The sequence below is a fragment of the Curtobacterium phyllosphaerae genome (genome assembly GCF_049341865.1).
GTDB classification, from domain to species: domain Bacteria; phylum Actinomycetota; class Actinomycetes; order Actinomycetales; family Microbacteriaceae; genus Curtobacterium; species Curtobacterium phyllosphaerae.
On the sequence record NZ_JBMPIU010000003.1, the window covers coordinates 296,784 to 317,995 of the forward strand.

The window sequence follows — 21,212 nt, forward strand, 5'->3', positions numbered from 1 at the left end:
TTCGTTTCGTGGTGGACATGTCGGCCCGGCTGTCGGTCGGGTCGCGACCGGGTGCACGGGCGCCCCCACTCTAGTTGCCGACACCGACTGCCGACTGACGGCGACGAAGACGCCCTTGCATTCGTCCGCGGCAGGCGTAGGATCGCTCCTCGTGCGCACGCCCACCGGCGTGCCCGACGTGCTACGGGCCGCGGTTCCGACAGGGGACCACGCCCCAGGAAGAAGAACCGCAATGGCGCTGGAGATCGGCTCGCTCGCTCCGGACTTCGAACTCCCGAACCAGTTCGGGGAGCACGTCCGGCTGAGCGATCACCTCGGGCTGCGCCCCGTCGCGCTCGTGTTCTTCCCGCTCGCGTTCTCGTCCACGTGCACGACCGAGCTCTGCGACCTCCGGGACAACATCGCGATGTTCGCCGACCACCGCGTGGAGCTCATCGGCATCTCGGTGGACTCGAAGGCGACCCTGCGGAGCTTCGCCGAGACCAACGGGTACGACTTCACGCTGCTCGCCGACTTCTGGCCCCACGGCGCCGTCTCCAAGGAGTACGGCGTGTTCCTCGAGCAGAAGGGCTTCGCGACCCGCGCGACCTTCGTGATCGACGTCGACGGCCGCATCCGGGCCTCGATCATCACCGAGCCGGGCCGGGCGCGCGACGTCGCCGAGTACCGCGGTGCCCTCGACCGTCTCGTCCCCGCGCACGTCTGACCCGTCGCCCTGAGGCCTGCACTCCTCGATCCCGAGCGGTACGCCCCGCTCCCGATCACGCACGACCCCGCGTCGCTCGGCCTGACGCGCACCGTGGTCCCGACGACCTCCGGCGACGTCGTCGTGCACCACCGGCTCCCGCGACCGGGCCTCCCGGGCCTCCCGGAGCTCATGGTGCACGGAGTGGCCGGGTCGTGGACGACGTGGACGCCGATGCTCGCCGCGGCGGACCTGCTCGGCCGTCCGCGCGGCCCGCTCGTGCTCGTCGACCTGCCGGGATGGGGGAGCTCTGCGCTGCCCGCCGCGGGACCGCTTTCCCTCGACCAGGCGGTGTCGGTCGTCGAGCAGGTCACCGATGCGCTCGGCGTCGACCGCTTCGGGGTCGTCGGGCACTCGATGGGTGCGTTCATCGCCCTGCACCTCGGTGTGGCCCTGCCGCAGCGGGTGGCGCGCATCGCGATCGTGTCCGGCACGACCTTCGCCGCGATCGACGCCGCACGCCGCCCCCTGCACGGACTCGTCCGACTGCCCGCCTTCGTCCTGCTCCGCGCCGGGTTCGCGGTCCTGCCGTCGATCTCGGTTCGGCTGCTCCGCGCGCTCGCCCGCATCGGGCTGCTGCCGCTCCTCGCCGCACCGGTGTTCAGCCACGTGCGGCGGCTCGACCCGTCGATCACCCGGACCTTCCTCGACGAGGTCCGGCCGGTGGGGTTCGCGTCGGCGGCTCGCGCCGGTGCCGCGTACGACCCGCGTCGGTGGGCCGCCATCGCGTGCCCGGTCGTCGCGGTGGCGGGCGCCGACGACATCTTCGCCGACGTGGCCGATCTCGGGCGACTCGCTGCGATGCTCCCCGGCGCGCGGACGGTGCTGCTCCGGGACTGCGGGCACTTCGCGCACGTCGAGCGGCCCGTCGCGACGGTGCTGGCCCTCGACGGCGGGACAGCGCCGGTCGTGTAGACAGGAGGCATGTCGATGACGACCAGCACGGTCCGCACCCACCCGAGCGACGAGGGCTTCCCCCGGACGGCGGAGCTCGCCTGGCGGATCGCCGAGATCGCCACCGACCGCGCGCCGGCGGACATCGACGCGGCGCTCATGGTGTCGAACCGGATCGTCGACAACGCCGCCGTCAGCACCGCCTCGCTTCGCCGCGGCCCCGTCGTCACCGCCCGCGCCCAGGCGGTGTCGCACCCCCCGTCGATGGGCGGGGCGGGCGCCGCCGTGACCGGGCTCCCGGCGGACCGCACCGTCTCCCCGGAGTGGGCCGCGTACGCGAACGGCGTCGCCGTCCGGGAGCTCGACTTCCACGACACGTTCCTCGCCGCGGAGTACTCGCACCCGGGTGACAACATCCCACCGATGCTCGCCGTCGCCCAGCACCGCGGGCTCGACGGTGCGGCGCTCCTCCGGGGGATCCTCACCGGCTACGAGGTGCAGGTCGACCTCGCCCGCGCGATCAGCCTGCACGCGCACAAGATCGACCACGTCGCGCACCTCGGTCCGAGCGTCGCGGCGGGGATCGGCACGATGCTCGGCCTGGACACCGAGACCGTCTACCACGCCGTCGGCCAGGCGCTCCACACGACGACGGCCACGCGGCAGTCCCGGAAGGGCCTCATCTCGAGCTGGAAGGCGTCGGCACCCGCGTTCGCCGGCAAGGTCGCGATCGAGGCCGTCGACCGCGCGATGCGTGGCGAGACGAGTCCGAACCCGATCTACGAGGGGGAGGACGGCGTCATCGCGTGGCTCCTCGACGGGCCGTCGGGATCGTACGACGTGGCCCTCCCGACGCCGGGCACGCCGAAGCGGGCAATCCTCGACACGTACACCAAGGAGCACTCCGCCGAGTACCAGGCGCAGGCACTCATCGACCTCGCCCGACGGCTGCACCGCGAGCGTCCCGAGGCCGCCGATGCCGACCGGGTCGCGTCGATCGTCATCCACACCAGCCACCACACCCACACCGTGATCGGCTCCGGCGCGGCCGACCCGCAGAAGTACGACCCCACCGCGAGCCGGGAGACACTCGACCACTCGGTGCCGTACATCGTCGCCGTCGCCCTGCAGGACGGCACCTGGCACCACGAGGCCTCCTACACGCCCGAGCGGGCCGGCCGACCGGACACCGTCGCGCTCTGGAACCGGATCACCACCGTCGAGGACCCGGACTGGACCCGGCGCTACCACTCGCTCGACCCCGCGGAGCAGGCGTTCGGCGGCCGGATCGTGGTGACGTTCACCGACGGCACGGTGATCGACGAGTCGATCGCGGTCGCGGACGCCCATCCACTCGGCGCACGGCCGTTCGGTCGCGGGGAGTACGAGCGGAAGCTCCGCACCCTCGCCGACGGGATCCTGCCGGGCGCCGAGCTCGACCGGTTCCTCACCCTCGCCGACTCCCTGCCGACACTCGACGCCGCGGGTGTCCGTCAGTTGCAGGTCGTCGCGCCCGACGGGTACCTCGACGACGTGGACCAGGCCGCGTCGACGCAGGGACTGTTCTGATGCTGTCGTCCACGGTCACGCCGTCCGCCAAGCGCACACGGTTCCGCGAGCTCCTCGCCGCGCCGGGGATCGCGGTGTTCCCGGGCGCCTTCACCCCGCTGACCGCCCGGCTCGTCGAGCGCAAGGGGTTCGACGGCGTGTACCTGTCGGGCGCCGTGATGGCGAACGAGCTCGGGATGCCCGACATCGGCCTCACGACGCTCTCCGAGGTCGCGACCCGGTCCGCCCAGGTGGTCCGGAACACCGACCTGCCGGTGCTCGTGGACGCCGACACCGGGTTCGGCGAACCGATGAACGTCGCGCGCACCGTCCAGACGCTCGAGGACGCCGGCGTCGCGGGACTGCACATCGAGGACCAGGTGAACCCGAAGCGCTGCGGGCACCTCGACGGCAAGCAGGTCGTCGACGACGCCACCGCGGTCGGCCGGATCCGCGCCGCCGTGGACGCCCGTAGGGACCCGTCGCTCGTCGTCATGGCACGCACCGACGTCCGCGCCATCGCGGGGGTCACGGCGATGACTGACCGGGCGAAGCGGCTCGTGGACGCCGGGGCGGACGCCGTCTTCGCAGAGGCGTTGGCTGACCTCGCCGAGTTCGAGGCCGTCTGCAGCGCGATCGACGTCCCGGTGCTCGCGAACATGACCGAGTTCGGCAAGAGCGCGCTCTTCACGCACCGGCAGCTCGAGGGCGTCGGGGTCGCGATGGTGATCCACCCCGTGTCGCTCCTCCGGATCGCGATGGGTGCCGTCGACCGCGCCCTCGACGCGCTCGCCGCCGACGGGACGCTCGACCGGGTCGTCCCGGAGATGCAAACCCGTGCCGAGCTCTACGACCTCGTCGACTACGCCGGCTACGCGGCGTTCGACGCGGACGTCTTCGACGTCGGCCAGCGTCCGGCGGACGCGACCCCGTGACGGACGGGAGGCGCGGGCCGGTCCCGCCCCGCGCCTCCCGTCCGGCTTCCAGCACCATCCGCACGCGCGAAGGAGCGATCATGACGGACATCCACAAGGGCCTCGCCGGGGTCGTCGTCGACACGACGGCGATCTCGAAGGTGAACCCGGAGACGAACTCGCTCCTGTACCGGGGGTACCCGGTCCAGGAGCTCGCCGCATCGTGCTCCTTCGAGGAGGTCGCGTGGTTGCTCTGGCACGGGTCGCTGCCGGACCCGGACGAGCTGTCGGCGTTCACGGCGCGGTCCGCCGGGGCCCGGGCGCTCCCGCCCGCCGTCCTCGCGGTGCTCGACGCGCTCCCGCCGACCGCGCACCCGATGGACGTCGTGCGCACCGCCGTGTCGGCGCTCGGGGCCGCCGACCCGTCCGCGGGCGACTCCTCGTCGGACGCGGAACTGGCGAAGGCGGAGTCGCTGTTCGCCGTCCTCCCCGCGATCGTCGCCGCGGCGCAGCGACGCGCGCACGGGCAGGGACCGGTGCCGCCGCGCGCGGACCTCGGGTACGCGGAGAACTTCCTCTGGATGACGTTCGGGTCATTGCCGTCGGACACGGTGGTCGACGCGTTCCGGCAGTCGCTCGTGCTCTACGCCGAGCACTCGTTCAACGCCTCGACGTTCACCGCGCGCGTCGTGACGTCGACGCTGTCCGACATGCACTCGGCCGTCACGGCGGCGATCGGTGCGCTGAAGGGGCCGCTGCACGGTGGCGCGAACGAGGCGGTGCTCGGTGTGTTCGAGGAGATCGGCACCGACGGCACGGCCGCGGAGGTCGCCGCGCGGACCGACGCCTGGCTGTCCGAGGCACTCGCCGCGAAGCGCAAGGTGATGGGGTTCGGGCACCGTGTGTACAAGCACGGCGACTCCCGTGTCCCGACGATGCACGACGCGCTCGTCCGGGTCGCGGAGTCGATGGACCGGCCGGACGTCCTCGCCCTGTACGACGCCCTCGCGACGGCGATGCGCGACCGCACCGGCATCGAGCCGAACCTCGACTACCCGTCCGGGCCGGCCTACCACCTGATGGGCTTCGACACCGAGTCGTTCACCCCGGTGTTCGTCGCGGCGCGCGTCGTCGGGTGGACGGCGCACGTGATGGAGCAGCGGGCGTCGAACGCGCTGATCCGGCCGCTGTCCGAGTACGACGGACCGCCGGAACGGCACCTGGCCTAGGGGATCGACGGCAGGGCCGCGCGCACTCAGTGGTACTGCGGCGGCCAGTCGAAGGCCGGGGCCTGTCGCGCGACGTGACCCACGTGGGTGATCGCGAGGTCGATCTGCTCGAGGTCGTCGAGCCGGATGTCCGCCGGGTCGCCGAACACGCGACGGCCGTCGACCCAGACGGTCAGTGCGCCGCCGTGGCCGGGGCCGACGAGGTCCCCGATCCGGCCGCGCCCGAGGTCGACGCCCCACTCGGTGAAGAACTGTCCGAGGGTGAAGTCCTGCCGGGTCGGGCTCTCGACGTGGATGATTCCCGAGGTGTCATGGGTGTGGATCTCCGCGGCGAACTTCCGTGCGGCGCTGTGACCGATGTCGCCCGGGACCGTGATCGGGACGCCGTCGTCGGTGATCGCGAGGTGCGCGTGGACGTGCTCCGCGAGCTTCCGGCCCCAGACGTCGTGGAGGCCCGCCGCGTCGGCGTGGCCCTGCAGCGCGGCGAGCCCGGTCGGCGCGGGCCAGACCGGGACCGTGCCGGACGCGCCGATGGCGCTCGCCGGGCCCGCTGCGACGCCGGCGGTCCCGTCCGCGCCGCCGCCGGGGACCGCGCACCCGGACAGGGTCATGGCCACGAGCGTCACCGCGACCAGCCCCGTCACCGCGCGGCGACGTGTCGGACGCAGATCGCGCCTCCCGTCCGGCTCGGCGGCCCGGACGGTGCGACCCCGCCGGCCACGGCAGCGGGGTGTCATGCGCGCCACGCGGCCGCAGGCGTCAGGGGCACCGGCGCGGGCCGCTCGGTGGTGGTGACCATCGCGACACGGGTGCCGGTCTCGGCGGAGCGGAGGACGCCCGTCATGACCTCGAGGACGTGGCGGGCGAGCGCACCGTTCGCGCGGCCCGCCGTGCTGTCCGTGCCCTCCCTGCCGTCCGTGCTCGTCGGTCCCGACGTGCCCGCGTCGAGGAAGTCGAGGAGCCCGACGCCCCGAGCGCCGTCCACGTAGCCCGCCGACGGCTCGAGCACCAGCCAGTCGTCCGCCCCGAGTTCGCGGAGCCGGACCTCGCCCGCGAAGCCGTTCGGATCCGGGACCTGCAGCGTGGCGCGCTCGCCGTGCACCTCGATCGGCGCCGCCGTCGTCGCGACCGCGTCGAAGCTCGTGACGATCGTCGAGAGTGCGCCGTTCGTGTGCTCGAGGATGCCCGTGACGTGGGTCGGCGTCGAGACCGGGATCTCCTCTCCCGCGCGCGGACCGCTGCCGATCGTCCGGACGTCGCGGAGCGCGCTCGCCGAGCCGACCACGGCGCGGACCGGCCCGAGGAGGTGCACCAGCGCCGTGACGTAGTAGGGACCCATGTCGAGGAGCGGACCGCCGCCCTCCCGGTAGTAGAAGTCCGGGTTCGGGTGCCAGGCCTCGTGCCCCGGGGTGACCATCGTCGCGACGGCGGCCGTGGGGCGGCCGATCATGCCGTCGTCGATCGCCGCTCGGGCCGTCTGCGTCCCGGTCCCGAGGACGGTGTCCGGCGCCGAGCCGACGCGCACCCTCCGGCCCGGATCGGCAGCGACGGCACCGTCGGCCGCCTCGATGACCCGGTCGGCGTCCGCCATCGTCACCGCGAGGGGCTTCTCGCCGTAGACCGACCGGCCGGCGGCGATCGCGGCGAGGGCGACCTCCGTGTGCGCGGCGGGGATGGTGAGGTTGAGGACGGTCTGCACGCCGGGGTGGCGGTGGAGGTCGTCGACCGGGACGGCGTCGGTGCCGGGGAGCGTCGCGGCGACTGCCTCGGCGCGCGCGGCGTCGAGGTCGGCGACGGCGGCGATGCGGATCCGGGGATGGTCCCGCAGCGTCTCGAGGTAGGCCTGGGCGATGACGCCGAGCCCGACGATGCCGATGCCGTGCCGGGCGCTCATCGGCCGGACTCCGCGTGCTCGGCGGCGGCCCAGAGGACACCGCGCTCGATCATGGTCCGGACGCTCGGGTGGTCGAGGACCGCCAGGTCGTGCCCGGGACTGACCACGACGACCCGGCCGTCACCCCAGGCCCGTGTCCACACCGCGGGGACCGTCACCGCCCGGGCCCACTGGTCGCGTGCCGCGTGCGTGGTGGTCGCGAGGACGTCGTCGAGGTCGTCGCTGAGGACCCAGTACTGCTCGGTGACCAGCGTGAAGTCGGCGAGGCCGGCCGTGACCGGGTGGGCGCGTCCGAGGTCGGTGAACGCGATCGTGTGCTCGACCGCGCCACCGGGGTGCGCGACGAACTGGCCGCCGATGAGCTGCAGGTACTCGGCGCTCGCCCGGTACGAGTCCGCGATGCCGCCGTGCCAGCCGACCAGTCCCGCGCCGCGCGCCACCGCCGCCCGGAGACCGGAGACCTCGGCGTCGGTCGCCGTCGACATCGTGACGCTCTGCACGACGAGGTCGACGTCGGCCATCACGGCCTCGTCAGCGTACGCAGCCGGGGAGTCCTCGACCTGGATCGTGAACCCGTGCTCCCGCAGGAACGGGAGGAACGAGTCGGTGGCCTCGACCGGGACATGTCCGTCCCACCCGCCACGGACGACGAGCGCCCGGCGTGGTCGGCTGACCGGGTCTCCCGCCGCGTCGCCGTGCTGGTCGGGGTCGTGTGCGATCGTCATGCATCCACCTTCGTCGTCGTCGTCGTGTGTCGCCGAGCGCTGCCGAGCGCTGCGGTCGACGCTACAAGGCGAGCCGGGGGAGCGGCGGTGCGCGGCTAGACTCGACGCGTCCGCCCGGTGCGTCTGCCCGGTGGGTGCGCCCGGTGCGTGCGGGGGCCTGTAGCTCAGTTGGTAGAGCGCCACGTTTACACCGTGGATGTCGTCGGTTCGAGCCCGGCCGGGCCCACCACGCCGGTGGACTCGGCGCGGCGACGCGGCCCTCCCGGGTGCTGGTCCCGACGGCCTGACGAAGCAGGCATGCACGCCGGCGCGGGCCGCACCGCCCGAGAGCAGCACGGCCCGCGCCGGCGTCGATGCAAGGACTCGGGTCAGGACCCCGACGTCGGCTGCCCGCTCGGCGCATCCGCCGGAGCCGACGGTGCGCCGGATGCGTCCGCGCCCGGCTTCGGCGCGTCCTTCGGAGCACCCTTCGGCGGCGTCGGAGCATCAGTCGACGGTGCCGTGGCACCGTCCGCGCCCGCCGCCGGTCCGCCCGCCGCCGGTCCACCCGCACCGGGACCGCCGGCCGGAGCGCCACCGGCTGCCGGGGCGCCCGGGGCGCACGCCCCGCCGCCGGCCGCCGGTCCACCGGCCGGCCCGACCGCCGGGTCGCCGGCCTTGCCGCCCTTCGGCGCACCGGAGGGAGCGCCCGAGGGTGCACCCTTCGGCGCACCCGACGGGGCACCGGAGGGCGCGCCCTTCGGCGCACCGGACGGGGCACCCGACGGTGCGCCCGAGGCGATCGCCACCGGCGACCCGCCGCCCGCGTTGCCCGCCGCCACCGCAGCGGTCACCCCGACACCGCCGCCGATGATCACCGCGGCGACCGCCGCCGTGATCCCGATCCGCCGCCCGAGGTGCACCCGGCGACCGCCCTGCTCGCCGGCGGCCGACGACGCGGACCATCCTGCGCCTCCCGTCCGACGCTCGTCGTGGGCGGTGTCCTCGAATCCGAGGGATGCCGGGAACTGCTCGGTCGGCTGCGCCGACCGCGGGTACTCGCGGGTTGGCTGGTCCTCACCGTGCTCGTCCTTGTTCGTCATGATGTCTCCCGTTCGTCGTCCGGCGTGCGGCCGGGTCGGCGTTCCTGCCGACGAACTCCACGGTCGAGACCGAATCTGAAGCATGACTGAAGCACAGGGTCGTCCCAGCTCGTTCCATGCTTCGTGATTGCCGCGTCGACGTACGGTGTCCGCCGTGACCACTCCTGCCCGCGTCCTGGTCGTCGACGACGACGAGACGATCCGCGTGTCCGTGTCCCGATCCCTCCGTGACGCGGGGCTCGTCGTGCTCGACGCGGCGGACGGCTCGGCCCTCCTGCAGGACATCGTCCGCTTCGTGCCGGACCTGGTCCTGCTCGACTGGATGCTGCCCGGTGCGAGCGGGATCCAGCTCGCCGGACGGGTCCGCACCTCGTCCGACGCGGCCATCGTCATGCTCACCGCCCGCGACGACGTCGACGATCGGCTCCGTGGCTTCGCCGAGGGCGCCGACGACTACGTGGTCAAACCGTTCTCGATGGCGGAACTCGTCGCCCGCGTCACGGCCGTGCTCCGCCGACGCGGACGGATCCCGTCCGTGCTGGAGATCGGGGACCTGGTCCTCGACCCGGAGGCCGCCGTGGCCCGGCGCGCCGGGGTGGCGCTCGACCTCACAGCGACGGAGTTCCGGCTGCTGTCCTTCCTGGCGGAGAGCCGGGGGCGCACCGTCTCGAAGGGTCAGATCCTCACCCAGGTGTGGGGGTACGACAGCGTCGACCCGAACCTCGTCGAGGTGCACCTGAGCGCGGTGCGTCGCAAGATGGAGGTGCGTGGTCCGCGGCTGATCCACACCGTGCGCGGGCTCGGCTACCGGCTCAGTGCGGACGCCGTATGAGCCCCCGCACCCCCCGCAGCGCGTCGCCCCGCAGCGCGTCGCTCCGCAGCGCGTCGCTCCGCACGGGGTCGCTCCGCGCCCGCACGGTGGTGGCCGTCCTGGTGCTGCTCGCCGTCCTCCTCGGCGCGCTGTGCGTCACCGTCGAGACGGTGCTCGGCGACCGTCTCCGCGGCCAGATCGAGGACCGCCTGCACGACCGCGCGGCCGCCGCGGCAGCGCTCGTCGGGACCGTCGACTCGAACGACCTCGCGGACCGCCTGTCGATGCAGGGCCTGTCGGTGACGATCACCGCTGCCGACGGCGGGTCGGTGAACGCCGGCCCCACGCCCGCACAGCTCAAGAAGGGGCCGCCGGACCCGGCGGCCGTCCCGCTTCCGACGAACGGGCGGCCTGGAGGATCGGCCGCCGGATCGACGTCGGCCGGCGGTTCCGGCACGGCCGGCTCCGGTGCCGCCGCCGCGGCCGGTCGTGCGTCGTCCCGCGTCAGCGTCACCTCGTCGACGGTCACCGAGGAGGGGCGGATCGTGACGCTCGTCTCGCACCTGAGCGACGGGTCGACGATCCGGCTCACGGCGGGGACCGGGTCCGTGGACGAGGTGCTCGGCGAGCTCCGCTGGGTGATGCTCGGCGCCTCGACCGCGTTCATGCTCGTCGCCGCCGCGGGACTCGTGCTGGTCGTCCGTCGGACCATGCGGCCGCTCGACGAGATGACGCTCGCGGCCAGGTCGATCGCGAGCGGTGACCGCGGACGGCGTCTCCAGCCGGCGCGGCGCACCACCGAGATCGGGCGGGTCGCGGTCGCGTTCGACGAGATGCTCGACGCCGTCGAGGGCGCCGAACGACACGCACTCGACGCGCAGGCGCGGATGCGGTCGTTCCTGTCCGATGCGGCGCACGAGCTCCGCACCCCGGTCGCCGGCATCCGCGCGGCGGCGGACACGCTGGTGCGGGCGCCGCTCGACCGGGCGGAGCGTGAAGACCTGGCGGTGCACGTCGTCCGCCAGGCGGGTCGGGCGTCGCGCCTCGTCGACGACATGCTGCTCATGGCGCGCGTCGACCGAGGACTCCGGCTCGACATCGCGCCGGTGTCGCTCGGGTCCGTCGCGCGTGTCGAGGCCGAGCGGGCGCGGCTCCGGTCGCCACGCCTCGTCGTCGACGTGCGTGAACCGGAGGGGCCGGTGTCGGTGCGCGCCGACGGGGACCGACTCGGACAGGTCATCGGCAACCTGGTGGAGAACGCCTCTCGCGCGACCGGCGGAGCCGGCACGGTGCGGATCGAGGTGACGACCGGCGACCGGGAGGACGGCGCGGTCGGCGTGGTGCGTGTGACGGACGACGGACCCGGCATCCCGGAGGGCGACCGCGAACGGGTGTTCGACCGACTCGTCCGGCTCGACGCCGGTCGCGACGACCGGAGCGGCGGAGCGGGCCTCGGGCTGCCGATCGCCCGGGGGATCGCGCGGGCGCACGGCGGCGACCTGGTCTGCCTGCCGGGTGCGCGCACGGTGTTCGAGCTCGCAGTGCCGGCCGTCGTCCCGACCCCGGGCACCGGTGCGACGGCATCCGAGCCGGGATCCCCGGCGCGGGTGCCGGTCAGCGGCTGAGGTCGACCGACACGATCCGGTCGTCGCCCGCACGCGGATCGCCGCGCCCGTCGGTGTTGTTCGTGACGAACCACAGTGCATCGCCGGTGGGCGCGGCGAGGACGGTGCGGATCCGCCCGTACTCGCCGGCGAAGTACTCGTGCGAGGACCCGAGGTCCGACGCCGGGATCCCGCGGACCATCGCCCCGCGGAGGTTCGCGACGAACACGGTGTCGCCGATCACCGCCAGTCCGCTCGGACTCGCGTCGTCCGTGGCCCACTCCTGCACGGGGTCGACGAACCCCCGCGACGTCCCCCCGGTGCCCTCGACCTCGGGCCAGCCGTGGTTCGACCCCGGCTCGATCACGTTCAGCTCGTCCCGGTCGTCCTGCCCGAACTCGGCGGCGACCATCCGACCGTCCGCGAGCCACCCGAGACCCTGGACGTTCCGGTGTCCGAGGCTCCAGACGAGCGAGCCGTCGAACGGGTTGTCCATCGGCACGTCGCCGTCCGGCGTCATCCGGAGGATCTTGCCCGCGAGCGACGACCGGTCCTGGGCGTCGGTCGGCACGCCTGCGTCCCCGACGGACGCGAAGAGCATGCCGTCGGGTCCGAAGGCGATGCGGCCGCCGTCGTGGAAGGTGTTCGCGGGCAGCCCGTCGAGGATCGTCGTCGGCGTGCCGAGTGCCAGTGCGCCCGGTCCGCCCCGGAGCGGGAACCGTTCGATCCGGTTGCCGTCGGTCGCGGTGGAGTACACGAAGAGGTCGTCGTCGCGCACGGCCAGTCCGAGGAGGCCGCCTTCGCCGCCGTGGCGGACACCCGGCACGGTCCCGACGGTCCGGGTTCCGTCCGCCGTCATCTCGAGCACCGCGCCGGAGTCGCGCTCGCTGAGCAGCACGACGTCGTCGTGCAGCACGACCGACCACGGAGCGTCGAGTCCGGTCAGGACGTCGCGCGGCGTGCCGGTCGGGGCGGACTCCCCGCGTGTGAGGCCGGTCGGCTCCGGGACGCTCGTCCGACGAGGGCGGTCCGGCCCACCGCCCGCGGTGCAGCCGGCGAGGAGCATGAGCGCCGTGAGCGCGCCCGCGATGGCGAGGGTCCGAGACATGGCGTCGACCATGACGGACGGAACTGTACGGACGCTCAGCATCATCGATGCGGGTGCGGACACCCGATCTGGGCTAGTCTTCGACCGGACCTGGACATGTCCAGGTCGTCGGGTCGCCACTGGGGGGAGGCATCGCTCCGGGAACGGAGCGGTGCCTGCCGGCGGCCGGGCCGATGTCGTCGAGGACGTACCCGGCCGGGTACACCCGGGAACGTTCCCCGCTGGTGAACTCGACCCGCGCCTCCCGTCCGGCTCCGCGACGTCGGCCGGCGCGCCGCACGGCGGCGACGAGCCGCGCCACCGGTGTCGGAACGACCGGCAGCCCGAGCGCGAGCGCGAGCGTCCGGTCGCCGAACAGCGCGCTCACGACGAACCGGGCGACCCCGCCCGCCACCGGCCGGAGGGACTGCGGGACGGAACCGAGCAGTGCGGCAAGCGTGCTCGCCATGAGCCGGTCGCCGGCCTCGCTCCGCCGCGCGTTCGCTCGCTCGTAGCGGCGGCAGAACGCGGCGGCCTCGGCGTAGGTGCCCGGGATGTCGTCGAGGCCCATCGCGGTGCCGAGCCGGTCGTAGAACCGGGTGGCCGCCGCTCGTTCGGCCGCCGTGGTCCGCCGGGCGCCACTCCGGTCGACGGTCCTGATCGGGATCACGAGGAGCGCCAGCAGCACGTACCGGAAGTCGTCCGCGGACCCCGGGACGTCGCGGTGCACACGCCGCAGCAGCTCGGTCATCCGGCTCCCTCGTGCGGATTCGAACCCGTTCGCGATGATCTCGTACACGACGATCGACGTGTCCTTCGCGCGTCGCATCGGTTCCCGCATGATCTCGGCCGACGCGTCGAGCGGACCGGCGATCGCGGGGGACGCGAAGTTCGCGAAGTAGGCGAGCTTGAACCCGAGCCGGAAGTCGGGGCCGAGCTCGGTGAGGACGGCGCGACGGTAGGGCCCGAACAGCGCCTCGTCGGCGGGGGAGAGCGATGATCCGATCACGGCGGGTGTGGAGCGGTCGGCCATCGCACCATGGTAGACAGAGTGCTGTGCGAGTCCGTTCGATGCCGGCATCCGGATCCGTACCGACAACGGGGAGGCGCCGTCCGTCATGAACGACCCGCAGAGTGCGGAAGGTCCCGAGCCCCGCCGGCTCGCGCAGCGGTTGGCACTGTTGCTCGACCACGTCGAGGCCGTCCGCGGCACCCCGTACACGTTCGCCGAGGTGAACACGTTCCTCGAGGAACGCGGCATCCCCCTCTCCCGTGCCCGCTGGGGGTACATGCTGAGCGGCGATTCGTGGCGCATCCGCGACGTCGACGTCCTCGACGGGCTGGCAGAGCTCTTCCGTGTGGACGTCGCGTACCTGCGCGGGGACGACGACCTCCCGGCGTCGATCGCGGCGGAGATGCACCTCGTCCGGTCACTCCGACGAGCCCGGGTGCAGCACTTCGCGGCCCGGAACCTCGGCGACACCGATCCGGCTGCGTACGAGGCGATCGCGCAGTACCTCGACCAGCAGGCCGCCGGGCGCGACTGAGCACGTAGGATTGCGTCATGTCCGCGAGGAACCCTCGGCTCCAGGCGCACCACGACGGTGAGCAGATGGCGTCGACCGCGTTCGCCCGCCTGCCGTCGCCGGAGACGCTGACGGTCGACGGGATCGTCGCACACGTCGCGACGTTGCGTCGGCGGCCGATCAGCGTCGTCGAACTGCCGACGCTCGCCGGCACCACGACCTGCGGCTGGTGGAACGCACGCGAGCACGACGACGAGATCCTGATCGCACCGACCCGGTCCGCCCGCCACCGCGACGCGCTCGTCCTGCACGAGATCGGCCACCTCGTCCTCGACCTGACCGGGGTGGTGGTCGCCGCGGACACCACGGTGCTCCCCGGCACGGTGACCGACGACCGAGGCGGTGTCCTCCGAGCCCGTCGATCGCACTTCGACGACGCGACCGAGATCGCCGCGGAGCTCCTCGCCGACGCGTTCGCCCGTCTGATCCGTCGTGGGCCCCCTCGGCTGTCGCAGTTCCTCAGCGTGTTCTCGTGACGACCCCGTGATCGAGCTCGCTCTGCCGGCCGTGATGTGGATCGTCGTCGGCGCGTGTGTCTTCCCGGTCCGCCGTGGGCGGGACACGTCCGTGCTGACCGCTGCCACCCTGATGGCGTTGGCCTTCACCGTCGCCGTGCACGGCCTCGCGATCGCGATCGACGATGCACTCGGCGGCGGCAACGGCGCGGAGCTGCTGAAGCAGACCCTCTTCGTCGGTGCGGTGGCGTTCCTGTCCCGGGGCATCACCACGGCCGTCGGCGGCCGCGTCCCGCGCCCGGGGACGGCCTGGGTCGTCCCGCTCGGCGTCGTCGCGGTCCAGACGGTGGCGTTCGCGCACGTGGACATGGTCGACGGCACGCAGACGGCGTTCATGTCGCACTACGGCGACCAGTTCGCCGCGATGGTCTACTCGATGTCGCACTTCGTCTACTTCGGAGTCACGCTCGGTGCGGCCGGGATCGCGTGCCTCGGTTCCGGGTACGCGTCCGCGCCGCGGGCGGTCCGGCTCGGGATCAGAATCCTGATCGCGGGCTGCGCGTCGTCCGTGGTCACCGCGGTGCTGCTCGTCGTCCGGGACGTGATCGCCGTGACCGGCCGGACGGACACGGCCGACACCGTCAACCGCGCGTACGCGCCGCTGTTGCTGGTCTCGGTGGTGCTGGTGGCGGCGGGCCTCGCGATCCCGGCCCTTGCCGGCGGTGTCGTCCGACGTCGCGTCGCCCTGGAGCTCCCGGAGCTGATCGTGGGGCTCGAGGCGCTCCGGGACCGGGTGTCCCGCGCCGATCGACGCCTGCGGCTGCCGAGTGGTGTCCGCGCGCCGGGCGCGACGGCGACCCGGCTCGACGAGGTGCACCGGCTCGTCGTCGAGGTGCGGGACGAGATGTTCCTCGACCCGCAGTTCACGCCCACGTCGGCCGAGGAGCGGCTGCTCGTCCGCGGTGAGACGCTCGTCGGCCGGTACGAGCTGCTCTGAGCCGGACGACACCGACCCGGACGACACCGACCCTGACGACTCCGACCCGGACGACACCGACACCGAGCCCGCCCGGGGCCGGGCCGGGCGCGAGGAGCCCCCGCGGCTCCGACGGCTGTGGGGGGACAGCGTCTGGAACCCGGGGGCGTGACCGGCCACTGGGGGGAATGGCCGATGCCAGACAGGCTACGCACTCCCGCGCCGGAACGGAACTCTCGGACATGTCCAAGTTCGCCGCCCGGTACGTTGGGGGGATGGCGAGCGCACCGGATCCCGACGAGGACCGTCCGTCGACCCCCTCGACCGCCCCGTCGCCGTCATCGCCGAAGGGCACGGTCCGGCGCGCACAGATCCTGGCCGAGATGATCCGCCTCATCGGGGAGCACGGCGTCGACGCGTCGTCGCTCCGGACCGTCGCCAGCGGGCTCGGGCTCTCCCAGGCAGCCCTCCGGCACTACTTCCCGACCCGCGACGACCTGCTCGTCGCCGTGTACCGCGAGTACGAGGAGCACGTCGTCGAGTCGAACGACCCGCTCCTCTCGGCGGTCGACGACATGCGGGCGAGCGCCGACCGCAACCGGACGGTCCCGGGGCTCGTGCAGCTCTACACCGCGCTCGCTGCCGCCGCGGTGCAGGACGGCCATCCCGTGGCGCGCGACTTCATCCGGGCCCGCTTCCGCGCCCTCCGCGCCGAGCTCGCCGACGTCATCCGGCGGGACCAGCGGCAGGCTCGACTCCGTGACGACCTCGATGCCGAGGACCTCGCGTCGCTCGTGATGGCCGCCTCCGACGGGCTGCAGGTGCAGTGGCTGCTCGACCCGGACCAGGTCGACGCGGAGCGGGTGCTCCGGGTGCTCGGCACGATCATGCCGGCCTCCGGCCCGCGGACGGACCAGTAGCGCGAGGCCGCACCAGCGGACGGACGGGAGGCGCGGTGCCAGCTGGCACCCCGCCTCCCGTCCGTCCGTCCGGAGCGTCCCGGTCAGGCGAGCGTCGGCTCCGTCACAGGGTGCGTGCGGCCGGGTCGAAGTCCTCCGGCAGGGTGCCGATCGGACCGACCGAGGACGCGACGTCGACGGGGTCGCCGGACGCGGCCGCGTCACGGATCGCGAGCATCACGTCGAGGACGTGCATCGCGGTCGCGCCGGACGCATGCTCGTCGACACCGGCACGGACCGAGCGGACGAGGTCGACGACACCGGTACCCCGACCCCACGTCGAGCCGACCGCGGGCAGCGTCGTCGGCTCGTCCCGACCGAGGGTCCAGAGGGTCGACTCGCCCTCGAACACGTTCGGGTCGGGGAGCGAGATGGTGCCGTCCGTGCCGTTGATCTCAACGAACCCGAAGCGGGGGAGCGCGTGCTGGAACGACAGCGTCGTCTGCGCGGACTCCCCGCCGGCGAACTGGATGAGCGCCGCGTGGTGCGTCGGCACCTCGACCGGGAACTCCTCGCCGGCACGGGGGCCGGAACCGACCGTCCGGGTCTCGCGGGACTTCGACGAGACCGCGTGCACCCGGCTCGCGCTGCCGAAGGCGTGCACGAGGGTCGTGATGTAGTACGGACCGATGTCGAACAGCGGGCCGGCACCCTCGGCGTAGAGGAAGTCCGGGTTCGGGTGCCAGAGGTCCGGGCCGGGGACCTGGAACATCGTCGTCGCGGTGAGCGGCGTCCCGATGTCACCCCGCGCGATCGCCCGGAGCGCGCTCTGGATGCCGGCGCCGAGCACCGTGTCGGGTGCACAGGCGACGCGGACGCCCGCGGCCGCCGCCGCGTCGAGCACCGCGGCCGCCGACGCGTGGTCGGTGGCGACCGGCTTCTCGCTCCACACGTGCTTGCCGGCGGCGATGATCTGCAGGTCGACGTCGGCGTGGCCGGCGGGGAGTGTCAGGTTGACGACGACCTCGATGTCGTCACGGGCGAGCAGCTGTTCGACCGTGCCGTGGTCAGCGACGCCGTACTCGGCGGCCTGCGACGCGGCACGGTCGAGCAGGACGTCCGCGACGAACCGGACCTCGACGTCCTGGAACTGCGTGAGGTTCGCGAGGTACTGGTCGGAGATGACGCCCGCGCCGATGATGCCGACGCCGGCGATGCCGGAGCCGCTCATGCGGTGGCGCCCGCGGCGTCGTTGTCCCGGAGCCACGCGAGCGACTCGGCGATGCCCTCGAAGACGTCGCCCTTGTAGGCGTCGAACTCGACGACGCGGAGGGCATGCGGCGCGGCGGCGAGGATCGATGCCACGTCGACGTCCCCCTGGCCGGCGGGCGTCTGGTTCTCGAACGCGGCCTTCAGCGCATCCGGCACGACGAGCGCGCTCTCGCTCGACGGGAGCGCGGTCGCGATGTCGCCCGTGACCTTGCCGTCCTTGACGTGGATGGCGACGACGCGGTCGCCGAGGGAGCGGAGGACCGCAGGCGTGTCGGCGCCGCCGACGGTGGCCCAGAACGTGTCGAGCTCGAGCACGACGTCCGGGGAGAGCTGCTCGACGAACAGGTCGTAGACGGTTCGGCCGTCGACCCGGTTCGTGAACTCCCACTGGTGGTTGTGGTACCCGAACTTGAGGCCGCGCGCGGTCGCCTGCTCGGTGAGGGTGTTGACGCGGTCGGCGATCCACCGCACGGCGTCGGCGCTCTGCCAGCGTTCCGTCGGGATGAACGGGTCGATGACCGTGCCGATCCCGAGTGCGGCCGCAGCGTCGAAGATCGACTCGGGGGCGTCGGCGTCGATCACGGCCGCGTGGCCGCTCGGTGCCGTGATGCCGGTGTCCGCGAACGCAGTGGTGTACGCGTCGACGTTGTCCTGGAACGCGTACGGCTCGACGTGCTCGTAGCCGATCTCGCGCACGCGGGCGACGGTGCCGGGGAGGTCGACCGCGGCGGCGTCGCGGAGTGAGTACATCTGCACTGATGGTCCTGACATGGGAACTCCTTCTCGGGGTGCGCCGAGGCCTCGATGCCGCGGCACGACTCCGACGAGCCTACCCGAAACCACTCACTGAGTGGTTTCGATGACCGGTCAGTCGTCCTCGCGGCACCCGCCCGCGAGGAGGACGCTCAGCGGATCCGCCGTGGCGGTCGAGATGGTGATCGTGTACGGCTCCGGCTGCGCCGACGTGGTCGTCCTGGTCATGGTGTGCCCCGTTCCGTGGTCCCGGTCACCGTCGACCGGGTGGTCTGCTGATACTTCACCAGATGGATACGGAGTGCAAGTCGGCACGCCGGGTCACGACACCCCGTAGCGCTCCCGGTCGACGTCGGGCAGGTGCTCGGTCGCACCGGCGAGGGCGAGCGGCCGCATCCGACCGGCGTTCCGGTCGAGGAACGCGCGGAGGGCTTCATGGTCGGCCCGCTTGCCCACCTCCCGGAGGACGAGTCCCAGGGCGGTCTGGACGTCGGCTCCGGTCTCGCGGACGAGCCGCCCGGCTATGTCGAGGCTCGTCGACGCGTCCCCGCGCTTGACGAACGCGAGCGTCGCCACGAGCGCCGCGCGGCGGACCCAGACGACGTCGCTCTTCGCGAGGGCGAACATCCCGTTCCGGGGACGATCGACGTACCAGTCGCCGACGATCCGTTCGGCACCGAGGTCGACGAGCTCCCGGCTGTCGAGGCGCTCGGCCCGGGCGGCGTCCAGGAACCGCTCCACGACGGCCCGCTGCGCACGTTCGTCGCCGTCGGCGTCGGCGTACCGCTGGACGAGGGCGAGGACCGCGACGAGACGGAGTCCGTGCGCCTCGCTCCCCAGCAGTTCGTCGAGGTCGGCGTCGCCGAGGCCCCCGGCGTCCGCCACCGACCGCGCGACCCGACGAGCCCCGGCGAGGTCCTCCGGGACGGCGGCGAGGAGACGGTCGAGGACACTGCGGGACGCCATCACAGCAGTATGCCCGGACCGGCCTGCGGCCCGGGGAGCCGTGGGCTGCCCCCGGGAGTGACGGTGGCGCGACGTACGCTGCCGCCGTGCCGGAGCCGATCGCGATGTGGTGGGCGCGACGACAGTGGTCGCGCGACCGAGCCGAGCCCTACGCGGTCGGCGAGTTCCGCGACGCGTGGGCGCCCTACCCGGTGCTCGTCCGGCAGTACCACCCCGACCTCAACCACTGGATCGTCCTGACCCAGATCCCGCCCGCGGCCGACGTCTGGCTCACGTGGGAGTGCGATGCCGGACACCGGTTCGTCGCCACACCGGCCGAGCAGCGCGCCCGGCCCGGTCGCGAACGCCGGCGGAGCTCGTGGTGTCCGGAGTGCACCGCGCTCGCCCGCCCTGGCTCCACCCGCGTGGTGCGTGCGGCGGCGGAGGCCTGGGCGCGCCTCGGTGCGACCGTCCCGGCGGGCGCACCGCCGCTCCCGGAGTCGGCCTCGCCGAGACCGGCGCCGGCGTTCCCCGCACCGCCCGCAGGACCGGGCGGGGCACCGGGCCCGCTCGTGGCGACCCCGGGACCTCCGCGACGGCCGGGGCGGACGCGACCGCGAGCCTCCCGGCCGGTCTGTGACCGCACCCCGCGCCTGGCGGACGGCGTCCCGTTCCGGAGCGAGTGTGCACCGGCCCCGGCGTCCGCGGTCGAGGCGCAGCTCCGGTCGGACCTCGCGGCCCGCCTGGAGCACACCGAGGGCATGAACGCCGTCCGACTCGCGCGGCCGTTCCACGACCACGTCGAGGCCTGGCCGGACATCGTCCTGCCGGAGCTCCAGGTCGCGATCGAGTACGACTCCACGGGGCGGCACGGCCTCGAGCACGTCGGGCGACGCGAGGACTCGGACCGTCGGAAGGACCGGGCGCTCCGCGCCGTCGGCTGGGAGGTGGTCCGCATCCGCACCGGCAAGCTCGAGCCGCTCGGACCGTGGGACCTGCAGACGTCCGGGCTCACCAGGCAGACGATCCCGCGGCTGCTCGACGTCCTCCGGGAGATCCGCGGTCCGTTGTTCGTCGACGCGTACCTCCGCTGAGCCGGAGCCGGAGCCGGAGCCGCGCGCCGGTGCCGCGCGCCGGGGTCAGGTCCGGAGCGCGAGCGCCTCGCTCGTCCAGCGTGCGTGGCGTGCCCACGGGTCCGGCTGTCCGGCGCGGAGCAGCTCGACGTGCGCATCGAGCTCGGCGTGGACCGCGAACCACTCCGACCCCGGGTGCCGGAACGCCGCGAACTGCTCGTGCCGCACGCGTTCGACGGTCCGGTCGCCGCGCTCGAACGCGAGAAGCTCCTGGTGCCAGAGCCGTGCGAGCCGCTGCCGGGGGTTCGCGGTGGTGCCGATCTTGATGCGGTCGTCGAACCGGATGTAGTAGACGACGTCGACGCGCGGCGGTGGGAGCTCCGCATCCGGGACCTCCCCGTACCGCCACTCGCACACGGCGCAGATCCAGGCCGACGGGTAGCGCACGCCGACCCGGGAGCGGCAGAGCGGACAGGGGGTGGGCAGGACGTCCGGGGTGCCGAGGGACCGGTCCGCGAAGTCCCGTGCCACGTCGAGGTGCTGGGCGCAGAGCGGGACGGGGGCGTCGCCCGGCACTCGTCCTCGGCACCGCTCCGCCGCGCACGCTGTGGTGGTCACGCCCGGACGGTACCGCCGACCGCCGACGCCGACGCCGACGCCACCCACGGCCGGTACCGGACGCGGTGCCGGGGGACAGCGTCCTGGGAACGGCACGCGGTG

The 21,212-nt window shown here is 73.5% G+C and carries 22 protein-coding genes and 1 tRNA gene; 13 read left to right on the forward strand and 10 right to left on the reverse strand.

Features of this window, described 5'->3' with window-relative positions:
* Nucleotides 1–232 precede the first annotated feature (232 nt).
* From ACO0E0_RS07040 to ACO0E0_RS07060, 5 genes are all read left to right on the forward strand, one after another.
* The gene (locus ACO0E0_RS07040) at nucleotides 233–706 is read left to right on the forward strand and encodes a peroxiredoxin (protein WP_422870688.1); all 474 of its coding nucleotides are present in this window, start codon (nucleotides 233–235) and stop codon (nucleotides 704–706) included.
* Nucleotides 707–799: 93 nt separating this feature from the next.
* Nucleotides 800–1,660, forward strand: coding sequence for an alpha/beta fold hydrolase (locus ACO0E0_RS07045; RefSeq protein ID WP_422870689.1), 861 nt, complete (start codon nucleotides 800–802; stop codon nucleotides 1,658–1,660).
* Nucleotides 1,661–1,675: 15 nt separating this feature from the next.
* On the forward strand, nucleotides 1,676–3,208 hold the full coding sequence (locus ACO0E0_RS07050) for an MmgE/PrpD family protein (protein ID WP_422870690.1): 1,533 nt from the start codon (nucleotides 1,676–1,678) through the stop codon (nucleotides 3,206–3,208).
* On the forward strand, nucleotides 3,208–4,122 hold the full coding sequence (gene prpB, locus ACO0E0_RS07055; RefSeq protein ID WP_422870691.1) for a methylisocitrate lyase: 915 nt from the start codon (nucleotides 3,208–3,210) through the stop codon (nucleotides 4,120–4,122). Before ACO0E0_RS07050 ends, prpB begins: the two co-directional genes overlap by 1 nt.
* Before the next feature lie 80 nt (nucleotides 4,123–4,202).
* Entirely contained in the window at nucleotides 4,203–5,330 is a 1,128-nt protein-coding gene (locus ACO0E0_RS07060; RefSeq protein ID WP_422870692.1) for a bifunctional 2-methylcitrate synthase/citrate synthase, read from the forward strand.
* Between the two features lie 26 nt (nucleotides 5,331–5,356).
* On the opposite strand, the gene ACO0E0_RS07065 is transcribed toward ACO0E0_RS07060, so the two are convergent.
* From ACO0E0_RS07065 to ACO0E0_RS07075, 3 genes are all read right to left on the reverse strand, one after another.
* Entirely contained in the window at nucleotides 5,357–5,941 is a 585-nt protein-coding gene (locus tag ACO0E0_RS07065) for a hypothetical protein (protein WP_422870693.1), read from the reverse strand.
* Nucleotides 5,942–6,063: 122 nt separating this feature from the next.
* Entirely contained in the window at nucleotides 6,064–7,224 is a 1,161-nt protein-coding gene (locus ACO0E0_RS07070) for a Gfo/Idh/MocA family protein (RefSeq protein WP_422870694.1), read from the reverse strand.
* Nucleotides 7,221–7,949: a ThuA domain-containing protein gene (locus ACO0E0_RS07075; RefSeq protein WP_422870695.1), complete on the reverse strand. Its 729-nt coding sequence runs from the start codon at nucleotides 7,947–7,949 to the stop codon at nucleotides 7,221–7,223. Before ACO0E0_RS07075 ends, ACO0E0_RS07070 begins: the two co-directional genes overlap by 4 nt.
* 153 nt (nucleotides 7,950–8,102) lie before the next feature.
* Here ACO0E0_RS07075 and ACO0E0_RS07080 point away from each other — a divergent pair.
* Nucleotides 8,103–8,178: transfer RNA gene (locus ACO0E0_RS07080), tRNA-Val, on the forward strand.
* Between the two features lie 139 nt (nucleotides 8,179–8,317).
* Here the strand turns inward: ACO0E0_RS07080 and ACO0E0_RS07085 are convergent.
* On the reverse strand, nucleotides 8,318–9,031 hold the full coding sequence (locus ACO0E0_RS07085; RefSeq protein WP_422870696.1) for a hypothetical protein: 714 nt from the start codon (nucleotides 9,029–9,031) through the stop codon (nucleotides 8,318–8,320).
* A gap of 154 nt (nucleotides 9,032–9,185) precedes the next feature.
* Between ACO0E0_RS07085 and ACO0E0_RS07090 the strand changes: the two genes are divergently transcribed.
* Complete coding sequence (locus ACO0E0_RS07090) at nucleotides 9,186–9,863, forward strand: response regulator (protein WP_422870697.1); 678 nt, start codon at nucleotides 9,186–9,188, stop codon at nucleotides 9,861–9,863.
* A complete protein-coding gene (locus ACO0E0_RS07095; RefSeq protein WP_422870698.1) occupies nucleotides 9,860–11,467 on the forward strand; it encodes a HAMP domain-containing sensor histidine kinase in 1,608 nt (535 codons plus the stop codon). The genes ACO0E0_RS07090 and ACO0E0_RS07095 overlap by 4 nt, the downstream gene beginning before the upstream one ends.
* On the opposite strand, the gene ACO0E0_RS07100 is transcribed toward ACO0E0_RS07095, so the two are convergent.
* Nucleotides 11,457–12,566, reverse strand: a complete 1,110-nt coding sequence (locus ACO0E0_RS07100) for a PQQ-dependent sugar dehydrogenase (RefSeq protein WP_422870699.1) — start codon at nucleotides 12,564–12,566, stop codon at nucleotides 11,457–11,459. The two genes, ACO0E0_RS07095 and ACO0E0_RS07100, sit on opposite strands and share 11 nt — an antisense overlap.
* 61 nt (nucleotides 12,567–12,627) lie before the next feature.
* The gene (locus tag ACO0E0_RS07105; protein WP_422870700.1) at nucleotides 12,628–13,566 is read right to left on the reverse strand and encodes an oxygenase MpaB family protein; all 939 of its coding nucleotides are present in this window, start codon (nucleotides 13,564–13,566) and stop codon (nucleotides 12,628–12,630) included.
* Nucleotides 13,567–13,651: 85 nt separating this feature from the next.
* On the opposite strand from ACO0E0_RS07105, the gene ACO0E0_RS07110 reads away from it, so the two are divergent.
* The 4 genes from ACO0E0_RS07110 (at nucleotide 13,652) to ACO0E0_RS07125 (ending at nucleotide 16,470) form a co-directional block, all read left to right on the forward strand.
* A complete protein-coding gene (locus tag ACO0E0_RS07110; protein WP_422870701.1) occupies nucleotides 13,652–14,080 on the forward strand; it encodes a hypothetical protein in 429 nt (142 codons plus the stop codon).
* Nucleotides 14,081–14,097: 17 nt separating this feature from the next.
* Nucleotides 14,098–14,595, forward strand: a complete 498-nt coding sequence (locus ACO0E0_RS07115) for a hypothetical protein (RefSeq protein ID WP_422870702.1) — start codon at nucleotides 14,098–14,100, stop codon at nucleotides 14,593–14,595.
* Between the two features lie 7 nt (nucleotides 14,596–14,602).
* Entirely contained in the window at nucleotides 14,603–15,571 is a 969-nt protein-coding gene (locus tag ACO0E0_RS07120) for a hypothetical protein (protein ID WP_422870703.1), read from the forward strand.
* 254 nt (nucleotides 15,572–15,825) lie between these two features.
* Nucleotides 15,826–16,470, forward strand: coding sequence for a TetR/AcrR family transcriptional regulator (locus tag ACO0E0_RS07125; RefSeq protein WP_422870704.1), 645 nt, complete (start codon nucleotides 15,826–15,828; stop codon nucleotides 16,468–16,470).
* 103 nt (nucleotides 16,471–16,573) lie between these two features.
* Here ACO0E0_RS07125 and ACO0E0_RS07130 read toward each other — a convergent pair whose 3' ends face one another.
* The 3 genes from ACO0E0_RS07130 to ACO0E0_RS07140 form a co-directional block, all read right to left on the reverse strand.
* Nucleotides 16,574–17,680 (reverse strand): Gfo/Idh/MocA family protein, encoded by a 1,107-nt coding sequence (locus ACO0E0_RS07130; RefSeq protein ID WP_422870705.1) that lies wholly within the window; start codon nucleotides 17,678–17,680, stop codon nucleotides 16,574–16,576.
* The gene (locus tag ACO0E0_RS07135; RefSeq protein WP_422870706.1) at nucleotides 17,677–18,492 is read right to left on the reverse strand and encodes a sugar phosphate isomerase/epimerase family protein; all 816 of its coding nucleotides are present in this window, start codon (nucleotides 18,490–18,492) and stop codon (nucleotides 17,677–17,679) included. Before ACO0E0_RS07135 ends, ACO0E0_RS07130 begins: the two co-directional genes overlap by 4 nt.
* 303 nt (nucleotides 18,493–18,795) lie before the next feature.
* Nucleotides 18,796–19,440 carry a DNA alkylation repair protein gene (locus ACO0E0_RS07140; RefSeq protein ID WP_422870707.1) on the reverse strand — a complete coding sequence of 215 codons (645 nt, stop codon included), beginning with the start codon at nucleotides 19,438–19,440 and terminating at the stop codon, nucleotides 18,796–18,798.
* 86 nt (nucleotides 19,441–19,526) lie between these two features.
* Between ACO0E0_RS07140 and ACO0E0_RS07145 the strand changes: the two genes are divergently transcribed.
* Nucleotides 19,527–20,513: a hypothetical protein gene (locus ACO0E0_RS07145; RefSeq protein WP_422870708.1), complete on the forward strand. Its 987-nt coding sequence runs from the start codon at nucleotides 19,527–19,529 to the stop codon at nucleotides 20,511–20,513.
* 45 nt (nucleotides 20,514–20,558) lie between these two features.
* Here the strand turns inward: ACO0E0_RS07145 and ACO0E0_RS07150 are convergent, their stop codons facing one another.
* The gene (locus ACO0E0_RS07150; RefSeq protein WP_422870709.1) at nucleotides 20,559–21,110 is read right to left on the reverse strand and encodes a GIY-YIG nuclease family protein; all 552 of its coding nucleotides are present in this window, start codon (nucleotides 21,108–21,110) and stop codon (nucleotides 20,559–20,561) included.
* Nucleotides 21,111–21,212 lie beyond the last annotated feature (102 nt).